Annotated in this window: 14 protein-coding genes and 4 pseudogenes; 12 read left to right on the top strand and 6 right to left on the bottom strand. The window is 54.5% G+C overall.

All coding sequences use genetic code 11. From position 1 onward, the window contains the following. Positions 1-471: 471 nt before the first annotated feature. Together codB and codA are read left to right on the top strand one after the other, a co-directional pair. Positions 472-1731, top strand: a complete 1260-nt coding sequence (gene codB, locus CRI63_RS05060) for a cytosine permease (protein ID WP_000076233.1) — start codon at positions 472-474, stop codon at positions 1729-1731. After that, positions 1721-3004, top strand: a complete 1284-nt coding sequence (gene codA / locus CRI63_RS05055) for a cytosine/isoguanine deaminase (RefSeq protein ID WP_001299008.1) — start codon at positions 1721-1723, stop codon at positions 3002-3004. Before codB ends, codA begins: the two co-directional genes overlap by 11 nt. A 320-nt stretch (positions 3005-3324) precedes the next feature. On the opposite strand, the pseudogene cynR reads toward codA, so the two are convergent. Continuing rightward, positions 3325-4225, bottom strand: a pseudogene (gene cynR, locus CRI63_RS05050) (transcriptional regulator CynR). A 109-nt stretch (positions 4226-4334) separates the two neighbouring features. Here cynR and cynT point away from each other — a divergent pair. Genes cynT through cynX form a run of 3 tightly spaced genes read left to right on the top strand, consistent with a single transcriptional unit; the run spans position 4335 to position 6682 of the window. Next, positions 4335-4994 (top strand): carbonic anhydrase CynT, encoded by a 660-nt coding sequence (gene cynT, locus CRI63_RS05045; protein WP_000658642.1) that lies wholly within the window; start codon positions 4335-4337, stop codon positions 4992-4994. Positions 4995-5024: 30 nt separating this feature from the next. After that, positions 5025-5495, top strand: coding sequence for a cyanase (gene cynS, locus CRI63_RS05040; protein ID WP_000616241.1), 471 nt, complete (start codon positions 5025-5027; stop codon positions 5493-5495). 5 nt (positions 5496-5500) lie between these two features. Further along, the gene (gene cynX, locus CRI63_RS05035) at positions 5501-6682 is read left to right on the top strand and encodes a cyanate transporter CynX (protein ID WP_135518689.1); all 1182 of its coding nucleotides are present in this window, start codon (positions 5501-5503) and stop codon (positions 6680-6682) included. Positions 6683-6784: 102 nt separating this feature from the next. Here cynX and lacA read toward each other — a convergent pair. The 5 genes and pseudogenes from lacA to CRI63_RS05010 form a co-directional block, all read right to left on the bottom strand. Next, positions 6785-7397 (bottom strand): annotated as a pseudogene (gene lacA / locus CRI63_RS05030) (galactoside O-acetyltransferase). 65 nt (positions 7398-7462) lie between these two features. Beyond that, a complete protein-coding gene (gene lacY / locus CRI63_RS05025) occupies positions 7463-8716 on the bottom strand; it encodes a lactose permease (protein WP_135518687.1) in 1254 nt (417 codons plus the stop codon). Between the two features lie 51 nt (positions 8717-8767). Continuing rightward, positions 8768-11842, bottom strand: coding sequence for a beta-galactosidase (gene lacZ / locus CRI63_RS05020; protein ID WP_135518685.1), 3075 nt, complete (start codon positions 11840-11842; stop codon positions 8768-8770). Between the two features lie 122 nt (positions 11843-11964). After that, positions 11965-13047, bottom strand: a complete 1083-nt coding sequence (gene lacI / locus CRI63_RS05015; protein ID WP_130215356.1) for a DNA-binding transcriptional repressor LacI — start codon at positions 13045-13047, stop codon at positions 11965-11967. Positions 13048-13123: 76 nt separating this feature from the next. After that, positions 13124-13957, bottom strand: a complete 834-nt coding sequence (locus tag CRI63_RS05010) for a DNA-binding transcriptional regulator (protein ID WP_240782720.1) — start codon at positions 13955-13957, stop codon at positions 13124-13126. 190 nt (positions 13958-14147) lie between these two features. Here CRI63_RS05010 and CRI63_RS05005 point away from each other — a divergent pair, with 190 nt between their 5' ends. From CRI63_RS05005 to CRI63_RS24655, 7 genes and pseudogenes are all read left to right on the top strand, one after another. Continuing rightward, entirely contained in the window at positions 14148-15812 is a 1665-nt protein-coding gene (locus CRI63_RS05005) for a bifunctional 3-(3-hydroxy-phenyl)propionate/3-hydroxycinnamic acid hydroxylase (protein ID WP_135518681.1), read from the top strand. A 1-nt stretch (position 15813) separates the two neighbouring features. Then, entirely contained in the window at positions 15814-16758 is a 945-nt protein-coding gene (mhpB, locus tag CRI63_RS05000; RefSeq protein WP_000543457.1) for a 2,3-dihydroxyphenylpropionate/2,3-dihydroxicinnamic acid 1,2-dioxygenase, read from the top strand. A gap of 17 nt (positions 16759-16775) precedes the next feature. Next, positions 16776-17642 carry a 2-hydroxy-6-oxonona-2,4-dienedioate hydrolase gene (gene mhpC / locus CRI63_RS04995; protein ID WP_135518691.1) on the top strand — a complete coding sequence of 289 codons (867 nt, stop codon included), beginning with the start codon at positions 16776-16778 and terminating at the stop codon, positions 17640-17642. 9 nt (positions 17643-17651) lie between these two features. Beyond that, positions 17652-18461 carry a 2-keto-4-pentenoate hydratase gene (gene mhpD / locus CRI63_RS04990; RefSeq protein ID WP_135518679.1) on the top strand — a complete coding sequence of 270 codons (810 nt, stop codon included), beginning with the start codon at positions 17652-17654 and terminating at the stop codon, positions 18459-18461. After that, entirely contained in the window at positions 18458-19408 is a 951-nt protein-coding gene (mhpF, locus tag CRI63_RS04985; RefSeq protein ID WP_000044308.1) for an acetaldehyde dehydrogenase, read from the top strand. Before mhpD ends, mhpF begins: the two co-directional genes overlap by 4 nt. Next, positions 19405-20417 (top strand): annotated as a pseudogene (mhpE, locus tag CRI63_RS04980) (4-hydroxy-2-oxovalerate aldolase). Before mhpF ends, mhpE begins: the two are co-directional and overlap by 4 nt. A 62-nt stretch (positions 20418-20479) precedes the next feature. Further along, positions 20480-20611, top strand: a pseudogene (locus tag CRI63_RS24655) (hypothetical protein); the annotation flags it as partial.

Raw genomic sequence — 20611 nt, 5'->3', positions numbered from 1 at the left:
GACGCTTGTCGCGTCTTATCATGCCTACAGGCCTTGTGCCGATCCGTAGGTCGGATAAGGCGTTCACGACGCATCCGGCAGTCGGTGCACAATGCCAGATGCGACGCTTGACGCGTCTTATCATGCCTACAGGCCTGAACCGTAGGTCGGATAAGGCGCTCGCGGCCGCATCCGACACCATGCGCCGATGCCTGATGCGACGCTGGCGCGTCTTATCATGCCTACCAGGTCTGAACCGTAGGTCGGATAAGGCGCTCGCGCCGCATCCGACACCGTGCGCCGATACCAGATGCGACGCTGACGCGTCTTATCATGCCTACCCACTGTTTTTACACCGATAATTTTTTCCCCACCTTTTCGCACTCATTCATATTAAAAATACATTTCCCCGCGAAAACGATTGCTTTTTATCTTCAGATGAATAGAATGCGGCGGATTTTTTGGGTTTCAAACAGCAAACGGAGGAATTTCGTGTCGCAAGATAACAACTTTAGCCAGGGGCCAGTCCCGCAGTCGGCGCGGAAAGGGGTATTGGCATTGACGTTCGTCATGCTGGGATTAACCTTCTTTTCCGCCAGTATGTGGACCGGCGGCACTCTCGGAACCGGTCTTAGCTATCATGATTTCTTCCTCGCAGTCCTCATCGGTAATCTTCTCCTCGGTATTTACACTTCATTTCTTGGTTACATTGGCGCAAAAACCGGCCTGACCACTCATCTTCTTGCTCGTTTCTCGTTTGGTGTTAAAGGCTCATGGCTGCCTTCACTGCTGCTGGGAGGCACCCAGGTTGGCTGGTTTGGCGTTGGCGTGGCGATGTTTGCTATTCCGGTGGGCAAGGCAACCGGGCTGGATATTAATTTGCTGATTGCCGTCTCCGGTTTACTGATGACCGTCACCGTCTTCTTTGGCATTTCGGCGCTGACAGTTCTTTCGGTGATTGCGGTTCCGGCTATCGCCTGTCTTGGCGGTTATTCCGTGTGGTTGGCCGTTAACGGCATGGGCGGCCTGGACGCATTAAAAGCGGTTGTTCCCGCACAACCGTTAGATTTCAATGTCGCGCTGGCGCTGGTTGTGGGGTCATTTATCAGCGCGGGTACGCTCACCGCTGACTTTGTCCGGTTTGGTCGCAATGCCAAACTGGCGGTGCTGGTGGCGATGGTGGCCTTTTTCCTCGGCAACTCGTTGATGTTTATTTTCGGTGCAGCGGGCGCTGCGGCACTGGGGATGGCGGATATCTCTGATGTGATGATTGCTCAGGGCCTGCTGCTGCCTGCGATTGTGGTGCTGGGGCTGAATATCTGGACCACCAACGATAACGCGCTCTATGCGTCGGGTTTAGGTTTCGCCAACATTACCGGTATGTCGAGCAAAACCCTTTCGGTGATTAACGGTATTATCGGTACGGTCTGCGCACTATGGCTGTATAACAATTTTGTCGGCTGGCTGACCTTCCTTTCGGCAGCTATTCCTCCGGTGGGCGGCGTGATCATCGCCGACTATCTGATGAACCGTCGCCGCTATGAGCACTTTGCGACCACGCGTATGATGAGTGTCAATTGGGTGGCGATTCTGGCGGTCGCGCTGGGGATTGCCGCAGGCCACTGGTTACCGGGAATTGTTCCGGTCAACGCGGTATTAGGTGGCGCGCTGAGCTATCTGATCCTTAACCCGATTTTGAATCGCAAAACGACAGCTGCAATGACGCATGTGGAGGCTAACAGTGTCGAATAACGCTTTACAAACAATTATTAACGCCCGGTTACCCGGCAAAGAGGGACTGTGGCAGATTCATCTGCAGGACGGAAAAATTAGCGCCATTGATGCGCAATCCGGCGTGATGCCCATAACTGAAAACAGCCTGGATGCCGAACAAGGTTTAGTTATACCGCCGTTTGTGGAGCCGCATATTCACCTGGACACCACGCAAACCGCCGGACAACCGAACTGGAATCAGTCTGGCACGCTGTTCGAAGGCATTGAACGCTGGGCCGAGCGCAAAGCGTTATTAACCCATGACGATGTGAAACAACGCGCCTGGCAAACGCTGAAATGGCAGATTGCCAACGGCATTCAGCATGTGCGTACCCATGTCGATGTTTCGGATGCAACGCTGACTGCGCTGAAAGCAATGCTGGAAGTGAAGCAGGAAGTCGCGCCGTGGATTGATCTGCAAATCGTCGCCTTCCCGCAGGAAGGGATTTTGTCGTATCCCAACGGTGAAGCGTTGCTGGAAGAGGCGTTACGCTTAGGGGCAGACGTAGTGGGGGCGATTCCGCATTTTGAATTTACCCGTGAATACGGCGTGGAGTCGCTGCATAAAACCTTCGCCCTGGCGCAAAAATACGACCGTCTCATCGACGTTCACTGTGATGAGATCGATGATGAACAGTCACGCTTTGTCGAAACCGTTGCTGCCCTGGCGCACCGTGAAGGCATGGGCGCGCGAGTCACCGCCAGCCACACCACGGCAATGCACTCCTATAACGGGGCGTATACCTCACGCCTGTTCCGCTTGCTGAAAATGTCCGGTATTAACTTTGTCGCCAACCCGTTGGTCAATATTCATCTGCAAGGGCGTTTCGATACGTATCCAAAACGTCGCGGCATCACGCGCGTTAAAGAGATGCTGGAGTCCGGCATTAACGTCTGCTTTGGTCACGATGATGTCTTCGATCCGTGGTATCCGCTGGGAACGGCGAATATGCTGCAAGTGCTGCATATGGGGCTGCATGTTTGCCAGCTGATGGGCTACGGGCAGATTAACGACGGCCTGAATTTAATCACCCACCACAGCGCCAGGACGTTGAATTTGCAGGATTACGGCATTGCCGCCGGAAACAGCGCCAACCTGATTATCCTGCCGGCTGAAAATGGATTTGATGCGCTGCGCCGTCAGGTTCCGGTACGTTATTCGGTACGTGGCGGTAAAGTGATTGCCAGCACACAACCGGCACAAACAACGGTGTATCTGGAGCAGCCAGAAGCCATCGATTACAAACGGTAATCGGCTGGGTTACAGCACGCGTAGTTCACGCCGGATGCGGCGTGAACGCCTTATCCGGCCTACGTAGAGCACTGAACTCGTAGGCCTGATAAGCGTAGCGCATCAGGCAATTCCAGCCGCTGACCTGTGTCAGTGGCTACCGTGATTCATTCCCGCCAACATCCGCGTATTCTTCCAACGCCATGTGCAAAAATGCCTTCGCGGCGGCTGTCTGCCAGCTGTAGTTTATGCCGGATGCGGCGTGAACGCCTTGCACGGAACTCGTAGGCCTGATAAGCGTAGCGCATCAGGCAATTCCAGCCGCTGATCTGTGTCAGTGGCTACCGAGATTCATTCTCGCCAACAACCGCACATTCCTCCAACGCCATGTGCAAAAATGCCTTCGCAGCGGCTGTCTGCCAGCTATTTTTCCGCCGCAACAAAACCGCCGTTCTCTCCAGTAGTGGCGGGGCAAGAGAAATCGCTTTAAGCCCATCATGTTGTGTGGCAATCGCCGCAGGCAGCAAGGTGGAAAGAGAAGTGCGGCGAATCAGCTCCAGAACCGCGCTAATTGAGTTCGCCTCTATCACCACCTGTGGATGCAGCCCCGCTTTCTCGCAGTAGTGGTCAATTTGCTCTCTGGTGGCAAATTCCGCGCTGAGCAGGACCAGTTTTTCATCATGCAAGCGACTCAATGCCACCTGTTCCTGGTCAGCCAGCGGATGATGTTTCGCCACCACCAACGCTAAACTTTCTGTCAGTAAAGGAATTGCCTCCAGCTCCGGCGAATGCACAGGCTCGAAGGCAATCCCAACGTCCAGCTCGTCGCGACAAAGCAGATCTTCGATTTTCTCCTGCGACATTTCCTGTAGCTGGAGCGTGATGCCGGGGTAGCGCGCATAGAAATCCGCCACTAAAGGGCCGATAAAGTAGCTCGTAAAGGTGGGGGTGACGGCGATACGCAGCGATCCTCGCGTCAGATCGGCAACATCATGAATCGCCCGTTTACCCGCCCCCAGTTCCTGTAACGCCCGGCTGGCGTACTGTCGCCAGACTTCCCCCGCCATCGGTGAGACGAATCGTTCGCCCGCTACGGTCAAACAGCGGCACGCCCAAACTTTCCTCTAACTGGCGAATCTGCTGGGAAAGCGCAGGCTGGGAGACGTGCAACGCACTGGCTGCACGGGTGAAGCTGCCATGTTCAGCCACGGCAAGAAAGTAATTGATATGTCGAGAGAGCATTCGCCAACCTATAAGTAAATCCAATAGAACTCATCATAAATGAGTCTTTTACCTTATGACAATCGGCGAGTAGTCTGCCTCTCATTCCAGAGACAGACAGAGGTTAACGGTGAAAGAGATTATTGATGGATTCCTTAAATTCCAGCGCGAGGCATTTCCGAAGCGGGAAGCCTTGTTTAAACAGCTGGCGACACAGCAAAGCCCGCGCACACTTTTTATCTCATGCTCTGATAGCCGTCTGGTCCCTGAGCTGGTGACGCAACGTGAGCCTGGCGATCTGTTCGTTATTCGCAACGCAGGCAATATCGTCCCTTCCTACGGGCCGGAACCCGGTGGCGTTTCTGCTTCGGTGGAGTATGCCGTCGCTGCGCTTCGGGTCTCTGACATTGTGATTTGCGGTCATTCCAACTGTGGCGCGATGACCGCCATTGCCAGCTGTCAGTGCATGGACCATATGCCTGCCGTCTCCCACTGGCTGCGTTATGCCGATTCAGCCCGCGTCGTTAATGAGGCGCGCCCGCATCCCGATTTACCGTCAAAAGCTGCGGCGATGGTACGTGAAAACGTCATTGCTCAGTTGGCTAATTTGCAAACTCATCCATCGGTGCGCCTGGCGCTCGAAGAGGGGCGGATCGCCCTGCACGGCTGGGTCTACGACATTGAAAGCGGCAGCATCGCAGCTTTTGACGGCGCAACCCGCCAGTTTGTGCCACTGGCAGCTAATCCTCGCGTTTGTGCCATACCGCTACGCCAACCGACCGCAGCGTAACCTTATTTTTAAACCATCAGGAGATCCACCATGATTCAGTCGCAAATTAACCGCAATATTCGTCTTGATCTTGCCGATGCCATTTTGCTCAGCAAAGCTAAAAAAGATCTCTCATTTGCCGAGATTGCCGACGGCACCGGTCTGGCAGAAGCCTTCGTAACCGCGGCTTTGCTGGGTCAGCAGGCGCTTCCTGCCGACGCCGCCCGCCTGGTCGGGGCGAAGCTGGATCTCGACGAAGACGCCATTCTACTGTTGCAGATGATTCCACTGCGTGGCTGCATTGATGACCGTATTCCAACCGACCCAACGATGTATCGTTTCTATGAAATGTTGCAGGTGTACGGCACAACCCTGAAAGCGTTGGTTCATGAGAAGTTTGGCGATGGCATTATCAGCGCGATTAACTTCAAACTCGACGTTAAGAAAGTGGCGGACCCGGAAGGTGGCGAACGTGCGGTCATCACCTTAGATGGTAAATATCTGCCGACCAAACCGTTCTGACAGCCATGCGCAACCATCAAAAGACGTTCACGATGCTGCTGGTTCTGGTGCTGATTGGTCTTAATATGCGACCACTGCTCACCTCCGTCGGGCCACTGCTACCGCAATTGCGCCAGGCGAGCGGAATGAGCTTTAGCGTGGCTGCCCTGTTGACGGCTCTGCCGGTGGTCACCATGGGCGGGCTGGCGCTGGTCGGAAGCTGGCTTCATCAGCATGTCAGCGAACGTCGCAGCGTCGCCATCAGTTTATTGCTGATAGCCGTCGGTGCATTGATGCGTGAGCTTTACCCCCAAAGTGCGCTGCTGCTTAGCAGCGCACTGCTTGGTGGGGTGGGGATCGGCATCATTCAGGCGGTGATGCCTTCGGTGATTAAACGGCGGTTTCAGCAGCGCACGCCACTGGTGATGGGGCTGTGGTCCGCAGCACTAATGGGCGGCGGTGGACTTGGTGCCGCCCTGACGCCCTGGTTAGTTCAACATAGCGAAACCTGGTATCAAACACTCGCCTGGTGGGCGCTGCCTGCCGTTGTTGCGCTCTTTGCCTGGTGGTGGCAAAGCGCCCGCCAGACCGCCTCTTCCCACAGGACAACAACCACTCCGGTTCGCGTGGTATTCACTCCCCGCGCGTGGACGCTGGGCCTTTACTTCGGTCTGATTAACGGTGGTTACGCTAGCCTGATTGCCTGGTTACCCGCTTTCTATATTGAGATTGGTGCCAGCGCGCAGTACAGCGGTTCCTTGCTGGCGTTGATGACGCTTGGGCAAGCCGCAGGAGCATTGCTAATGCCTGCTATGGCTCGCCATCAGGACCGACGCAAACTGTTAATGCTGGCGCTGGTGTTACAACTGGTGGGTTTCTGCGGCTTTATCTGGCTGCCGCTGCAATTGCCGGTCTTGTGGGCGATGGTGTGTGGGTTAGGTCTGGGCGGCGCATTTCCGCTCTGTTTGCTGCTGGCGCTCGACCACTCTCCGCAACCGACTATTGCTGGCAAGTTAGTGGCGTTTATGCAGGGGATCGGTTTTATCATCGCCGGGCTTGCCCCGTGGTTTTCTGGCGTGCTACGTAGTATCAGCGGCAATTACCTGATGGACTGGACGTTTCATGCGCTGTGCGTCGTTGGGCTGATGATCATAACCCTGCGTTTTGCACCAGCACGTTTTCCGCAGCTGTGGGTCAAAGAGGCATGATGCGACGCTTGTTCCTGCGCTTTGTTCATGTCGGAGGCGGCTAACGTAGATCACTGAATTTGTAGGCCTGATAAGCGAAGCGCATCAGGCAATTTTGCTAATTTAAACTGAAGACTCAACTTTATAATCTCTGAAATAATATTGCTTATCCCGGTCGTTTATTTCGCGAATAACCCGACAAGGAACGCCAGCAGCCACGACGTTTGGTGGAATGTCTTTTGTGACGACACTACCCGCGCCAATAACAGAATTATCCCCGATGGTGACGCCTGGATTAATGACCACATGGCTACCGATCCAGACATTATTGCCAATCGTTATCGGAAAAGAGTACATCTCGCCGTTTTTTCTCAATTCATGGTGTACAGGGTGTCCCGTAACGGAAAGAGTAACATTGGGTGCAATCAGTACGTTATCACCGATCGTTACCGTGTAGTCATCGACAATGGTTAAATTGAAATTTGCATAAAAATTGCGGCCTATATGGATGTTGGAACCGTAAGAGAAATAGACAGGTGGTTCTATCCAGGCGTTTTCCCCTACCGTGGCAAACATTTTCTTTAATCAGGCTTTCCCTTTTTTCAACTTCTGATGGATGCGAGTGATTGAACTCATACATTAACGTTTTCCCACGAAGTCTTTTTTCAGGTAAGCCTTCGCACATATCGGTAAATAGCTTGCCTGCTTTTATTCTTTCGGTCATTGGCATGTTCATTGCGATCATTCCGTCCTGATATGTTGGTCGGATAAGGCGCTCGCGCCGCATCCGACATTAATTGCTTAAGCGACTTCATTCACCTGACGACGCAGTAGAGAAAGCGGGCCGGGGCCGCTAAGTGTGAACACGGAAATCAAGGTGAAGCCCAGCGCCACCAGACCCAGCACCAGATAAGCGCCCTGGAAACCGATGCTTTCATACATATTGCCCGCCAGTACAGACATAAAAATCATCGCCAGTTGCTTAAAGAAGCAGAAACAGACCAGATAAATCGTCGCTGAAAAACGCACTTCAAACTGGCTGGTAATATATTTAAAGCAGCCCACCAGCAGGAACGGTACTTCAAACATATGCAGCGTTTTCAGAATAACCACTTCCAGCGCTGAGGTGGCGAACGATGAGCCGATAATACGTACAGACATAATGGTGCCAGCCAGCAGCAGGGCGTTTTTCCCACCGATGCGATTAATAATCAGCGGCGCAAAGAACATAATCGAGGCGTTAAGTAATTCGCCCATTGTCGTTACGTAGCCAAATACCCGCGTACCCTGTTCACCGGTAGCAAAGAACGAAGTAAAGAAATTAGCAAACTGTTGGTCAAAAACATCGTAGGTGCAGGAAACGCCAATAACATATAGTGACAAAAACCACAGTTTTGGCTGTCTGAACAGTTCCAGCGCCAGCTTAAGGCTAAATGCCGAATGGTTGGCACCTACCGCATTGGCAACCGTGGCAGAAGAGGGGGCATCCGTTTTGGCGAAAAAGAGTAAAACGGCGAGGATGAGTGCACAGCCAGAACCCAGCCAGAAAACAAACTGATTATTGATGGTGAACATGATGCCGACAATCGAGGCACACAGCGCCCAGCCAACACAGCCAAACATCCGCGCGCGACCAAATTCGAAATTACTGCGACGGCTGACTTTCTCTATAAATGCCTCTACTGCTGGCGCACCGGCGTTAAAACAAAAACCAAGATAAATACCACCAACAACCGAACCTACTAAAATATTGTATTGTAACAGCGGGCCAAAGATAAAAATAAAGAATGGCGCAAACATTACTAACATGCCGGTAATAATCCATAGCAGATATTTGCGCAGTCCAAGTTTGTCAGAAAGCAAGCCAAACAGCGGTTGGAATAACAGAGAGAACAGGGAAATCGCGGCAAAAATTATTCCGGTATCACTTTTGCTGATATGGTTGATGTCATGTAGCCAAATCGGGAAAAACGGGAAGTAGGCTCCCATGATAAAAAAGTAAAAGAAAAAGAATAAGCCGAACATCCAAAAGTTTGTGTTTTTTAAATAGAACATAATGGATTTCCTTACGCTAAATACGGGCAGGCATAGCCTGCCCGGTTATTATTATTTTTGGCACCAGATCAACTGGTAATGATAGCGACCTGCGCTCAGTTGAAATTCTGCCGACACTGACGGGCTCCAGGAGTCGTCGCCACCAATCCCCATATGGAAACCGTCGATATTCAGCCAGCTGCCTTCTTCCGCGTGCAGCAAATGGCGATGGCTGGTTTCCATCAGTTGTTGTTGGCTGTAGCGACTGATGTTGAACTGGAAGTCGCCGCGCCACTGGTGTGAGCCATAATTCAATTCGCGCGTTCCACAGCGCAGACCGTTCTCGCTCGGGAAGACGTACGGCGTATACATTTCTGACAATGGCAGATCCCAGCGGTCAAAACAGGCCGCAGTAAGGCGGTCGGGATAGTTTTCTTGCGGCCCTAATCCGAGCCAGTTTACCCGCTCTGCGACCTGCGCCAGCTGGCAGGTCAGGCCAATCCGCGCCGGATGAGGTGTATCGCTCGCTACTTCAACATCCACACTGACGACCATCTCACCGTGTCCATCGATACGGTAGGTTTTCCGGCTGATAAATAAGGTTTTCCCCTGATGCTGCCAGGCGTGGACAGTGGTAATCAGCACCGCGTCGGCAAGTGTATCTGCCGTGCACTGCAACAACGCCGCTTCGGCCTGGTAATGGCCCGCCGCCTTCCAGCGTTCGACCCAGGCGTTAGGGTCAATGCGGGTCGCTTCACTCACGCCGATATCGTTATCCAGCGGTGCACGGGTGAACTGATCGCGTAGCGGCGTCAGCAGTTGTTTTTCATCGCCAATCCACATCTGTGAAAGAAAGCCTGACTGGCGGTTAAATTGCCAACGCTTATTATCCAGCTCGATGCAAAAATCCGTTTCGCTGGTGGTCAGTTGCGGGATGGCGTGGGGCGCGGAGGGGAGTGTCACGCTGAGGTTTGCCGCCAGTCGCCACTGTTGCCAGGCGCTGATGTGTCCGGCTTCTGACCATGCGGTCGCGTTCGGTTGCACTACGCGTACTGTGAGACAGAGTTGTCCGGCGCTCTCCGGCTGCGGTAGTTCAGGCAGTTCAATCAACTGTTTACCTTGTGGAGCGACATCCAGAGGCACTTCACCGCTTGCCAGCGGCTTGCCATCCAGCGCCACCATCCAGTGCAGGAGCTCGTTATCGCTATGACGGAACAGGTATTCGCTGGTCACTTCGATGTTTCGCCCGGATAAACGGAACTGGAAAAACTGCTGCTGGTGTTTTGCTTCTGTCAGCGCCGGATGCGGCGTGCGGTCGGCAAAGACCAGACCGTTCATGCAGAACTGGCGATCGTTTGGCGTATCGCCAAAATCACCGCCGTAAGCCGACCACGGGGTGCCGTTTTCATCATATTTAATCAGCGACTGATCCACCCAGTCCCAGACGAAGCCGCCCTGTAAACGGGGGTACTGACGAAACGCCTGCCAGTATTTAGCGAAGCCGCCAAGACTGTTACCCATCGCGTGGGCGTATTCGCAAAGGATCAGCGGGCGCGTCTCTCCAGGCAGCGAGAGCCATTTTTTGATGGACCATTTCGGCACAGCCGGGAAGGGCTGGTCTTCATCCACGCGCGCGTACATCGGGCAAATAATATCGGTTGCGGAGGTGTCGGCTCCGCCGCCTTCATACTGCACCGGGCGGGAAGGATCGACAGATTTGATCCAGCGATACAGCGCGTCGTGATTAGCGCCGTGGCCTGACTCATTCCCCAGCGACCAGATGATTACGCTCGGGTGATTACGATCGCGCTGCACCATTCGCGTTACGCGTTCGCTCATCGCGGGTAACCAGCGCGGATCATCAGTCAGACGATTCATTGGTACCATGCCGTGGGTTTCAATGTTGGCTTCATCCACCACATACAGGCCGTAGCGGTCGCACAGCGTGTACCACAGTGGATGGTTCGGATAATGCGAACAGCGCACGGCGTTAAAGTTGTTCTGCTTCATCAGCAGGATATCCTGCATCATCGTCTGCTCATCCATGACCTGACCATGCAGAGGATGATGCTCGTGACGGTTAACGCCGCGAATCAGCAACGGCTTGCCGTTCAGCAGCAGCAGGCCATTTTCAGTCCGCACCTCGCGGAAACCGACATCGCAGGCTTCTGCTTCAATCAGCGTGCCGTCGGCGGTGTGCAGTTCAACCACCGCACGATAGAGATTCGGGATTTCGGCGCTCCACAGCGCCGGGTTTTCGACGTTCAGACGTAGCGTGACGCGATCGGCATAACCACCACGTTCATCGATAATTTCACCGCCGAAAGGCGCGGTGCCGCTGGCGACCTGCGTTTCACCCTGCCACAAAGAAACCGTCACCCGCAGCTCATCGCGCAGCTCGCCGCACATCTGAACTTCAGCCTCCAGTACAGCGCGGCTGAAATCATCATTAAAGCGAGTGGCAACATGGAAATCGCTGATTTGTGTGGTCGGTTTGTGCAGCAACGAGACGTCACGGAAAATGCCGCTCATTCGCCACATATCCTGATCTTCCAGATAACTACCGTCACTCCAGCGCAGCACCATAACGGCGAGGCGGTTTTCTCCGGCGTGTAAAAAGGCGCTCAGGTCAAATTCAGACGGCAAACGGCTGTCCTGGCCGTAACCGACCCAGCGACCGTTGCACCACAGATGAAACGCCGAGTTAACGCCATCAAAAATAATTCGCGTCTGGCCTTCCTGTAGCCAGCTTTCATCAACATTAAATGTGAGCGAGTAACAGCCTGTCGGATTCTCCGTGGGAACAAATGGCGGATTGACCACAATGGGATAGGTCACGTTGGTGTAGATGGGCGCGTCGTAACCGTGCATCTGCCAGTTTGAGGGGACGACGACAGTATCGGCGTCAGGAAGATCGCACTCCAGCCAGCTTTCCGGCACCGCTTCTGGTGCCGGAAACCAGACAAATTGCCACTCACCATTCAGGCTGCGCAACTGCGGGGAAGGGCGATCGGTGCGGGCTTCTTCGCTATTACGCCAGCTGGCGAAAGGGGGATGTGCCGCAAGGCGATTAAGTTGTGTAACGCCAGGGTTTTCCCAGTCACGACGTTGTAATACGACGGCCAGTGAATCCGTAATCATGGTCATAGCTGTATCCTGTGTGAAATTGTTATCCGCTCACAATTTCATACAACATACGAGCCTGACGCATAGAGTGTAAAGCCTGGGGAACCTAATGAGTGAGCTGACTCACATTAATTGCGTTGCGCTCACTGTCCGCTTTCCAGACGGGAAATTTGCCTTGCCAGCTGCATTAATGAATCGGCCAACGCGCGGGGAGAGGCGGTTTGCGTATTGGGTGGCAGGGTGGTTTTTCTTTTCACCAGTGAGACGGGCAGTAGCTGATTTCCCTTCACCGCCTGCCCCTGAGAAAGTTGCAGCAAGCGGTCTACGCTGGTTTTCCCCAGCAGACGAAAATCCTGTTTGATGGTGGTTAACGGCGGGATATAACATGAGCTGTCTTCGGTATCGTCGTATCCCACTACCGAGATATCCGCGCCGACGCGCAGCCCGAACTCGGTAATGGCGCGCATTGCGCCCAACGCCATCTGATCGTTGGCAACCAGCATCGCGGTGGGAATGATCCCCTCATTCAGCATCTGCATGGTTTGTTGAAAACCGGACATGGCGCTCCAGTCGCCTTCCCGTTCTGCTATCGGCTGAATTTGATTGCGTGTGAGATATTTGTGCCAGCCCGCCAGACGCAGACGCGCCGAGACAGAACTTAATGGGCCCGCTAACAGCGCGATTTGCTGGTGACCTAATGCGACCAAATGCTCCACGCCAAGCCGCGTACCGTCTTCATGGGAAAAAATAATACTGTTGATGGGGGCCTGGTCAGAGACATCAAGGAATAACGCTGGCACGTTACCACAGGCGGCTTCCACAGCAATGGCATCTTGTTCATCCAGCGGATAGTTGATGATCAGACCGCTGACACGTTGCGCGAGAAGATTGTGTACCGCCGCTTTACAGGCATCGACGCCGCTTCGTTCTACCATCGACACCACCACGCTGGCACCCAGTTGGTCGGCGCGGGATTTAATCGCCGCGACAATTTGTGACGGCGCGTGCAGGGCCAGGCTGGAGGTAGCAACGCCAATCAGCAACGACTGTTTGCCCGCCAGTTGTTGTGCCACGCGGTTGGGAATGTAATTCAGCTCCGCCATTGCCGCTTCCACTTTTTCCCGCGTTTTCGCAGAAACGTGGCTGGCCTGATTCACCACGCGGGAAACGGTCTGATAAGAGACTCCGGCATACTCTGCGACATCGTATAGCGTTACTGGTTTCACATTCACCACCCTGAATTCACTTTCTTCCGGGTGCTATCATGCCATACCACGGAAGGTTTTTCGCCATTCGGCGGCGTTAACGCAAAAGCATGCCACTTCGCCGTCCGGCCACCAGAATAGCCTGCGATTCAACCCCTTCTTCAATCTGTTTTGCTACCCGTTGCAGCGCCGGAAGATGTTTTTCTGCCGCCTGTTCGATGGTCATCGCACTGGCCATATACACCAGATTCAGACAGCCAATCACCCGTTGTTCACTGCGCAGCGGTACGGCGATAGAGGCGATCTTCTCCTCCTGATCCCAGCCGCGGTAGTTCTGTCCGTACCCCTCTTTGCGCGCGCGCGCCAGAATGGCTTCCAGCTTTAACGGTTCCCGCGCCAGTTGATAGTCATCACCGGGGCGGGCGGCTAACATTTCGATTAACGCCTGGCGTTCTTTTTCCGGACAAAAGGCCAGCCAGGTCAGGCCCGAGGCGGTTTTCAGGAGCGGTAAACGCCGCCCGACCATTGCCCGGTGAAAGGATAAGCGACTGAAACGGTGGGTGGTTTCGCGTACCACCATTGCATCAACATCCAGCGTGGACACATCTGTCGGCCATACCACTTCGCGCAACAGATCGCCCAGCAGCGGGGCCGCCAGTGCAGAAATCCACTGTTCGTCACGAAACCCTTCACTTAATTGCCGCACTTTGATGGTCAGACGAAAACTGTCATCGGAGGTACTGCGCCGGACATATCCCTCTTCCAGTAACGTCTCCAGCAGTCGCCGCACAGTGGTGCGATGCAGACCGCTGAGTTCCGCCAGCAGCCCGACGCTGGCACCGCCGTCAAGTTTATTTAACATATTTAATAACATTAGACCGCGGGTTAAGCCGCGCACGGTTTTGTATTCCGTCTGCTCATTGTTCTGCATATTAATTGACATTTCTATAGTTAAAACAACGTTGTGCACCTGGTGCACATTCGGGCATGTTTTGATTGTAGCCGAAAACACCCTTCCTATACTGAGCGCACAATAAAAAATCATTTACATGTTTTTAACAAAATAAGTTGCGCTGTACTGTGCGCGCAACGGCATTTTGTCCGAGCCGTGAGGTACTGAAATGGCAATACAACACCCTGACATCCAGCCTGCTGTTAACCATAACGTTCAGGTGGCGATCGCTGGTGCCGGTCCGGTCGGGCTGATGATGGCGAACTATCTCGGCCAGATGGGCATTGACGTGCTGGTGGTGGAGAAACTCGATAAGTTGATCGACTACCCCCGTGCGATTGGTATTGATGACGAGGCGCTGCGTACCATGCAGTCGGTCGGCCTGGTCGATAATGTTCTGCCGCATACTACGCCGTGGCATGCGATGCGTTTTCTCACCCCAAAAGGCCGCTGTTTTGCTGATATTCAGCCAATGACCGATGAATTTGGCTGGCCGCGCCGTAACGCCTTTATTCAGCCGCAGGTCGATGCGGTGATGCTGGAAGGGTTGTCGCGTTTTCCGAATGTACGCTGCCTGTTTTCCCGCGAACTGGAGGCTTTCAGCCAGCAAGATGACGAAGTGACCTTGCACCTGAAAACGGCAGAAGGGCAGCGGGAAACGGTCAAAGCCCAGTGGCTGGTAGCCTGTGACGGTGGAGCAAGTTTTGTCCGTCGCACTCTGAATGTGCCGTTTGAAGGTAAAACCGCGCCAAATCAGTGGATTGTGGTGGATATCGCCAACGATCCGTTAAGTACGCCGCATATCTATTTGTGTTGCGATCCGGTGCGCCCGTATGTTTCTGCCGCGCTGCCTCATGCGGTACGTCGCTTTGAATTTATGGTGATGCCGGGAGAAACCGAAGAACAGCTGCGTGAGCCGCAAAATATGCGCAAGCTGTTAAGCAAAGTGCTGCCTAATCCGGACAATGTTGAATTGATTCGCCAGCGTGTCTACACCCATAACGCGCGACTGGCGCAACGTTTCCGTATTGATCGCGTACTGCTGGCGGGCGATGCCGCGCACATCATGCCGGTGTGGCAGGGGCAGGGCTATAACAGCGGTATGCGCGACGCCTTTAACCTCGCCTGGAAACTGGCGTTGGTTATCCAGGGGAAAGCCCGTGATGCGCTGCTCGATACCTATCAACAAGAACGACGCGATCACGCCAAAGCGATGATTGACCTGTCCGTGACGGCGGGCAACGTGCTGGCTCCGCCGAAACGCTGGCAGGGTACGTTACGTGATGGCGTTTCCTGGCTACTGAATTATCTGCCGCCAGTAAAACGCTACTTCCTCGAAATGCGCTTCAAGCCGATGCCGCAATATTACGGCGGTGCGCTGGTGCGTGAGGGCGAAGCGAAGCACTCTCCGGTTGGCAAGATGTTTATTCAGCCGAAAGTCACGCTGGAAAACGGCGACGTGACGCTGCTCGATAACGCGATCGGCGCGAACTTCGCGGTAATTGGCTGGGGATGCAATCCACTATGGGGGATGAGCGACGAGCAAATCCAGCAGTGGCGCGCGTTGGGCACACGCTTCATTCAGGTGGTGCCGGAAGTGCAAATACATACCGCACAGGATAACCACGACGGCGTACTACGCGTGGGGGATACGCAAGGTCGCCTGCGTAGCTGGTTCGCACAACACAATGCTTCGCTGGTGGTGATGCGCCCGGATCGCTTTGTTGCCGCCACCGCCATTCCGCAAACTCTGGGCAATACGCTGAATAAACTGGCGTCGGTGATGATGCTGACCCGCCCTGATGCCGACGTTTCTGTCGAAAAGGTAGCCTGATATGCACGCTTATCTTCACTGTCTTTCCCACTCGCCGCTGGTGGGGTATGTCGACCCGGCGCAAGAGGTACTCGATGAGGTCAATGGCGTGATTGCCAGTGCCCGCGAGCGTATTGCGGCTTTCTCCCCTGAACTGGTGGTGCTGTTTGCGCCAGATCACTACAACGGTTTTTTCTATGACGTGATGCCACCGTTCTGTTTAGGCGTTGGGGCGACGGCAATTGGTGATTTCGGCAGTGCGGCAGGAGAGCTGCCCGTGCCTGTGGAGCTGGCGGAGGCCTGTGCGCATGCCGTCATGAAGAGCGGGATCGATCTTGCCGTTTCTTACTGTATGCAGGTGGACCACGGGTTCGCCCAGCCGCTGGAGTTCCTGCTCGGTGGGCTGGATAAGGTGCCTGTTCTGCCTGTGTTCATCAACGGCGTCGCCACGCCTTTGCCTGGTTTCCAGCGTACCCGCATGTTGGGTGAAGCCATTGGACGTTTCACCAGCACTCTCAATAAACGCGTGCTGTTCCTTGGGTCCGGTGGGCTTTCCCATCAGCCGCCGGTGCCAGAACTGGCGAAAGCCGATGCCCATATGCGCGACCGTTTGTTGGGGAGCGGGAAAGATTTACCCGCCAGTGAGCGTGAATTGCGTCAGCAACGGGTGATCAGCGCCGCTGAGAAGTTTGTTGAGGATCAGAGAACTCTGCATCCGCTCAACCCGATTTGGGATAACCAGTTCATGACTTTGCTGGAGCAGGGTCGCATACAGGAACTGGATGCCGTCAGTAACGAAGAGCTTTCCGCCATTGCCGGAAAGTCGACACATGAAATCAAAACCTGGGTCGCCGCTTTTGCCGCTATTTCTGCGTTTGGCAACTGGCGTAGCGAAGGGCGTTATTACCGCCCAATCCCGGAGTGGATTGCCGGATTTGGCTCGTTAAGCGCCAGAACAGAGAACTGAATATGCAGGAGAAGATGATGAGTTATCAGCCACAAACCGAAGCCGCCACCAGCCGTTTTCTGAATGTAGAAGAAGCGGGTAAAACGCTGCGCATCCATTTTAATGACTGCGGACAAGGCAACGAAACCGTTGTCCTGCTGCACGGTTCCGGCCCGGGTGCTACTGGCTGGGCGAACTTCAGCCGCAATATCGATCCGCTGGTAGAGGCGGGCTATCGGGTGATCCTGTTGGATTGTCCGGGCTGGGGCAAGAGCGATGCGATCGTTAATAGTGGTTCGCGATCGGATCTTAATGCACGAATCCTGAAAAGCGTGGTGGATCAACTGGATATCGCCAAAATCCACTTGCTGGGCAACTCGATGGGCGGCCACAGTTCTGTGGCGTTCACTCTTAACTGGCCGGAGCGCGTCGGCAAACTGGTGCTGATGGGCGGCGGTACGGGCGGCATGAGTTTGTTTACGCCGATGCCAACCGAAGGTATTAAGCGACTGAATCAGCTTTATCGCCAGCCTACTATCGAAAACCTGAAGCTGATGATGGATATCTTCGTTTTTGATACCAGCGATTTGACCGACACCCTGTTTGAAGCGCGCCTGAATAATATGCTGTCGCGTCGCGATCACCTGGAAAACTTCGTTAAGAGCCTGGAAGCCAATCCGAAACAGTTCCCGGATTTTGGCCCACGTCTGGCGGAAATCAAAGCACAAACCCTGATTGTCTGGGGGCGCAACGACCGTTTTGTGCCGATGGATGCGGGTCTGCGTCTGCTGTCCGGCATTGCCGGTTCTGAACTGCATATCTTCCGCGACTGTGGTCACTGGGCGCAGTGGGAACATGCCGATGCTTTCAATCAACTGGTGCTGAATTTCCTCGCACGCCCTTAAGGAATGGTCATGACGAAGCATACTCTTGAGCAACTGGCGGCGGATTTACGCCGCGCCGCAGAGCAGGGCGAAGCGATTGCGCCGCTGCGCGATCTGATTGGTATTGAAAACGCGAAAGCCGCCTACGCCATTCAGCGCATCAATGTGCAACATGACGTCGCTCAGGGACGGCGAGTGGTGGGGCGCAAAGTGGGACTGACGCATCCGAAAGTGCAACAACAACTGGGCGTTGATCAACCGGATTATGGGACGTTATTTGCCGACATGTGTTATGGCGATAATGAAACCATTCCTTTTTCCCGCGTCTTGCAACCCCGCATTGAAGCGGAGATCGCACTGGTTTTGAACCGCGATTTGCCTGCGACCGATACCACGTTTAACGAACTGTATAACGCCATTGAATGGGTACTTCCGGCGCTGGAAGTGGTGGGTAGCCGCATCCGCGACTGGTCGATTCAGTTTGTCGATACCGTGGCAGATAACGCCTCCTGCGGGGTGTATGTCATCGGCGGTCCGGCGCAACGTCTGGCGGGGTTAGATCTGAAAAACTGCGCCATGAAGATGACGCGTAATAACGAAGAGGTTTCCAGCGGTCGCGGCAGCGAATGCCTGGGGCATCCGCTTAATGCCGCTGTCTGGCTGGCACGCAAAATGGCCAGCCTGGGTCAACCGCTGCGCGCTGGAGATATCATTCTTACCGGGGCATTAGGTCCGATGGTGGCGGTAAATGCGGGCGATCGTTTTGAAGCCCATATTGAAGGTATAGGGTCAGTTGCTGCGACATTTTCAAGCGCAGCCCCAAAAGGAAGTCTGTCATGAGTAAGCGTAAAGTCGCCATTATCGGTTCTGGCAATATTGGCACCGATCTGATGATTAAAATTTTGCGTCACGGCCAGCATCTGGAGATGGCGGTGATGGTTGGCATTGATCCTCAGTCCGACGGTCTGGCGCGTGCCAGACGTATGGGCGTCGCCACCACCCATGAAGGGGTTATCGGGCTGATGAACATGCCTGAATTTGCTGATATCGATATTGTGTTTGATGCGACCAGCGCGGGCGCGCATGTGAAAAACGATGCCGCTTTGCGCGAAGCGAAACCGGATATTCGCTTAATCGACCTGACGCCTGCTGCCATCGGCCCTTACTGCGTTCCGGTGGTTAACCTTGATGCGAATGTCGAACAACTGAACGTCAACATGGTCACCTGCGGCGGCCAGGCCACCATTCCAATGGTGGCGGCAGTTTCACGCGTGGCGCGTGTTCATTACGCCGAAATTATCGCTTCTATCGCCAGTAAATCTGCCGGACCTGGCACGCGTGCCAATATCGATGAATTTACGGAAACCACGTCGCGCGCCATTGAAGTGGTGGGCGGCGCGGCAAAAGGGAAGGCGATTATCGTACTTAACCCAGCAGAGCCACCGTTGATGATGCGTGACACGGTGTATGTATTGAGCGACGAAGCTTCACAAGATGATATCGAAGCCTCAATCAATGAAATGGCTGAGGCGGTGCAGGCTTACGTACCGGGATATCGCCTGAAACAGCGCGTGCAGTTTGAAGTTATCCCGCAGGATAAACCGGTTAATTTGCCGGGCGTGGGGCAGTTCTCCGGACTGAAAACGGCGGTCTGGCTGGAAGTCGAAGGCGCAGCGCATTATCTGCCTGCCTATGCGGGCAACCTCGACATTATGACTTCCAGTGCGCTGGCGACAGCGGAAAAAATGGCCCAGTCACTGGCGCGCAAGGCAGGAGAAGCGGCATGAACGGTAAAAAACTTTATATCTCGGACGTCACGTTGCGTGACGGTATGCACGCCATTCGTCATCAGTATTCGCTGGAAAACGTTCGCCAGATTGCCAAAGCACTGGATGATGCCCGCGTGGATTCGATTGAAGTGGCCCACGGCGACGGTTTGCAGGGTTCCAGCTTTAACTATGGTTTCGGCGCACATAGCGACCTTGAATGGATTGAAGCGGCGGCGGATGTGGTGAAGCACGCCAAAATCGCGACGTGTTGCTGCCAGGCATCGGCACTATTCATGATCTGAAAAATGCCTGGCAGGCTGGCGCGCGGGTGGTTCGTGTGGCTACGCACTGTACCGAAGCTGATGTTTCCGCCCAGCATATTCAGTATGCCCGCGAGCTCGGAATGGACACCGTTGGTTTTCTGATGATGAGCCATATGACCACGCCGGAAAATCTCGCGAAGCAGGCAAAGCTGATGGAAGGCTACGGTGCGACCTGTATTTATGTGGTGGATTCTGGCGGTGCGATGAACATGAGCGATATCCGTGACCGTTTCCGCGCCCTGAAAGCAGTGCTGAAACCAGAAACGCAAACCGGCATGCACGCTCACCATAACCTGAGTCTTGGCGTGGCGAACTCTATCGCGGCGGTGGAAGAGGGCTGCGACCGAATCGACGCCAGTCTTGCGGGAATGGGCGCGGGTGCAGGTAACGCGCCGCTGGAAGTGTTTATTGCCGCTGCGGATAAACTGGGCTGGCAGCATGGGACCGATCTCTATGCGTTAATGGATGCCGCTGATGACCTGGTGCGTCCGTTGCAGGATCGTCCGGTACGAGTCGATCGCGAAACGCTGGCGCTGGGATACGCTGGCGTTTACTCCAGCTTCCTGCGTCACTGCGAAACGGCGGCGGCGCGTTATGGCTTAAGCGCGGTGGATATTCTCGTTGAGCTGGGCAAACGCCGGATGGTTGGCGGCCAGGAGGATATGATCGTCGACGTGGCGCTTGATCTGCGCAACAACAAATAATGATGACTGCCGAGAACGTGCATTTTGTATGCCCATCCCAGGCATGATAAGACGCGCAAGCGTCGCATCAGGCATCTGCGCACGACTGCCGGATGCGGTGTGAACGCCTTATCCGGCCTACGGATGGCGCGAGAATTTGTAGGCCTGATAAGACGCGTTAGCGTCGCATCAGGCGTCTGCGCACGACTGCCGGA

This window comes from Escherichia sp. E2661, from assembly GCF_004745185.1.
Taxonomy (GTDB): domain Bacteria; phylum Pseudomonadota; class Gammaproteobacteria; order Enterobacterales; family Enterobacteriaceae; genus Escherichia.
The sequence above is the reverse complement of the archived record's forward strand: the minus strand, read 5'-3'. Positions and strand labels throughout refer to the sequence as shown.